A 3,504-nucleotide genomic window follows, 5' to 3' on the forward strand; every position below is an offset into this window, starting at 1 on the left:
GGATTACAGCATTACCAAGCTGTATATGACAGGCCATTCACTAGGAGGCTATCTAGCTCAAATAGCAGCAGTTGAAGCTTATCAGAAATATCCTACTTTTTATAATAATGTTTTGAAAAAAGTGACAACATTTAATGCACCTAAGGTCATTACTTCAAGAACAATCTGGAATGCCAAAAATGGTTTCTGGGATGTAGGACTAGAAAGTCGGAAGCTTGCTGTAAATGGAAAAATTAAACATTATGTAGTGGATAACGACAATGTGGTTACATCTGTGCTACAAAATGATAGTGATGTTGTGACATCTACAGGAAGTGCCAATGTTAAACACCGTTCGCGTGGCTATTTTGAAAGCCGCATGAATGATATTCCAAACTTTAATATTGGAAAACGAACAACATTGGACAAGCAGGGTTACCGTGATCCAAAACTGGAAAAAATTTCTTTCTTTAAGAAACAACAAGTCCCTCTGTCATCTAGTCAACCAAGCGCTGAACCTCTTGAAAATATAGCTCTAGGGAAACGGGTTACCCAAAGTTCGACAGCTTTTGGAGGTGACGCTAGAAGGGCTGTAGATGGAAAAGTTGATGGGAATTATGCTCATCATTCTGTAACGCATACAGAGTTTCAATCTAAACCTTGGTGGCAAGTCGATTTAGACAAGGAAGAAACGATTCGTCAAATCAATATCTATAATCGAACAGATACTGCTCAGGATAGGCTTACCAATTTTAATGTGATTTTTTTAGATAGTTCTGGAAAAGAAATTGAAAGAAAGCGCATTGCATCTCTGAAAGATATCTCTGCACAAATTGCAATTGACTATAAAAAAGCTCGTTTTGTCCGTATTGAGTTAGATGGTTACAATGCTCTCAGTCTCGCAGAAGTTCAAGTCTTGCGTGCTGAGAATATCGCATGGAAAAAGCAAGCACGCCAAAGTTCTACCGAGTTTGGAGGAGATGCTAGTCGTGCTCTAGATGGAAATACCAATAGTAACTACAGCCAGCAATCAATTACTCATACAAAATTTGAAAATCAGCCTTGGTGGGAAGTTGATTTAGGTCGTACAGAACAGGTAGGACTTGTCCGTCTTTATAATCGTGGAGATGGCGAACTTTCCAAACGTTTGGCAGATTTTGATGTGATTTTATATGATGAAAAAGGGACAGAAGTTACTAGAAAATATGTTTCTCGTTTAGAAGGAAATCGTCTAGATCTTCAGTTGGATGGCAAGTTGGGTCGCCGTGTCCGTATTCAATTGCGTCAGAAAAATCAAGCTCTCAGTCTTGCTGAAGTAGAAGTATTTCGATTTATAGCTAAGAATGCTGTGACAACACCAACTTCTAAGCCAGTACAAGTGTTAAATTACACTCCTGTAAAAGATAAAACCCTAACTATTCAGCATAGTGGAGCTTACATTGCACGTTATTCTATAACTTGGGAAGAAGTTACAGTAGATAAAAATGGTCATTCAGTTGTTCGAAGTCATTCTTGGGAAGGAAATGGACGTAATCAGACTGCAGGTTTTGTCCTCAACCTCCCAATTAAAGAAAATATGAGAAATCTTCGAATTAAGATCGAAAAGAGAACAGGTCTTATCTGGAATAGATGGCAAACAATCTATGACAACAGCCCTCTTCTCGCCCAACCACATCGGAAAATCACTCATTGGGGTACGACATTGAATTCCAAGGTGAGTGACGATGATGTCTTGTAATCTGATGATACAATGACAGTTAGTTTGTCTAGTTTATAAGAAAGTACTACCTGAGCTTGAATAGAACTCAGGTAGCTCTCTGTGAAAGAACAAAATGAATACTCAATGAAAATCAAAGAGTAAACTAGGAAACTAGCCGCAGGCTGCTCAAAGCACTGCTTTGAGGCTGTAGATATAACTGACGAAGTCAGCTCAAAACACTGTTTTGAGGTTGCAGATAGAGTTGACGTGGTTTGAAGAGATTTTCGAAGAGTATAAACAGAAAGGTAGAGCGCGTGTTTGGATTTGAACACGAGTAGAAATTCGTACCTATAAGATGCTTGGAACAGATGTGGTCGGAATGTCAACTGCTCCTGAAGTTATTGTTGTAGCCTACTCAGGTTTGAAACTTCTAGGAAGTTTATGTATTACTAACTATACTACTGGTTTCAAAGAAGAGATTAACCACGGAGAGGTTATAGAAGTGACTGAGTGTGTTAAAGGTGATTTTAAAGGCTTACTTAAAACCGTTTTTGCTGAATTATTACTATGTTAAAAGAATTGAGGAGTATTTTTCAGAAAATCCCTTATAATCTTAAATTATTCCTAGCAGTCATTTTGCAAGGAATAGTTTCAGGTTTATCTGGTATTTTGTTACATTATCTTTTAAAGATGATAGAGGGGATAGCTTTTGGTCAATCAGAGCATCAAACTGTATTCTTGACAGATGGAGTTTCCTCCTCGCGGATAGGATTAAGTTTAATAATCGTGGGTGTCAGCTCATCTTTGGTCTGGTATTTCTTGCAAAAAGAATCACAGATTTTTTCCATTAAAGCACAGATGAAGGATGAGATTTCACAATACAAACTTCATTTTTTAAGACAGCTATTTCATTCAATTTGGCAGATTATTGCAGTTGGCGGGGGAGCACCTATTGGTAAAGAAGCTGCGCCACGAGAGATTGGAACTCTATTTGCAGGACCAATTGGAAAAATATGTTTTCTCTCTAAGAAGGATCAAATCTTTCTCCTTGCTTGTGGTGCTGGTGCTGGTTTAGCAGCTGTCTATCAGGTTCCATTAACAAGTGTCTTCTTTGTTTTTGAAACTCTAGGAATTGCTCTATCTATTAAACGATTTATCTTAGTCGGTTTGACTACCTATGTGTCAACCTATACAGCAGGCTTGGTTATTTCAGATCAGGCTCTCTACCAGATTCCAGCGATAACATGGTCATTAAAGGAAACGTGGATTATTCCCTTATTACTTCTTTTCTTAACCCCACTAGCTTGGCTTTTTGGTCGCTTGAGTAAAGAAGTGTCTTCAAACAGAATAAAAGATAAACGAATACTTCTCACATTGCCTACAGCTTTTCTTTTTCTTGCTGGGTTGGCAAGTTATTTTCCACATCTACTTGGAAATGGACGTATGATGGCTCAGGAAGTATTGAATGGTAGCGATGGCAAAACAGTATTCCTCTTGTTTATCCTAAAAGCACTGGTCGTTCTTATTACTCTGTGGGCAGGGGCCTATGGTGGTACACTTACGCCATCTTTTGCCTTGGGGATGGCTGGAGCTGCTCTCTTTGGAATGATTCTAGGTGGGGATAGCCAGCCAAGCATTTTGCTTATGGGATCTGTTTGCTTTTTGTCTGTGACCTTGAGGGCTCCCTGGTCTGCAACTGGATTAGTAATAGGTTTCACTGGGCTAGGTATAGATTCTCTTCCGTATCTCTTAGTAACAGCTGTTTTAGCCTATGAATTTGCAAAAATATTAGACCGTTTTTCTTGGGCTAGCATACTGTGTCAGAA

The 3,504-nt window shown here is 38.8% G+C and carries 2 protein-coding genes and 1 pseudogene; all 3 read left to right on the forward strand.

What is annotated here, in order from left to right; all coding sequences use genetic code 11:
* Nucleotides 1–1,717, forward strand: a 1,717-nt coding sequence (locus tag QZ359_RS09505; protein ID WP_365967320.1) for a thiol-activated cytolysin C-terminal domain-containing protein, incomplete at its 5' end; no start/stop codon positions are given.
* A 298-nt stretch (nucleotides 1,718–2,015) separates the two neighbouring features.
* Nucleotides 2,016–2,252, forward strand: a pseudogene (locus QZ359_RS04610) (purine-nucleoside phosphorylase); the annotation flags it as partial.
* A partial coding sequence (locus tag QZ359_RS04615; protein ID WP_293963320.1) for a chloride channel protein occupies nucleotides 2,246–3,504 on the forward strand: 1,259 nt, incomplete at its 3' end. The pseudogene QZ359_RS04610 and the gene QZ359_RS04615, both read left to right, overlap by 7 nt.

This window comes from Streptococcus sp. (assembly GCF_019414905.1).
Lineage (GTDB): Bacteria > Bacillota > Bacilli > Lactobacillales > Streptococcaceae > Streptococcus.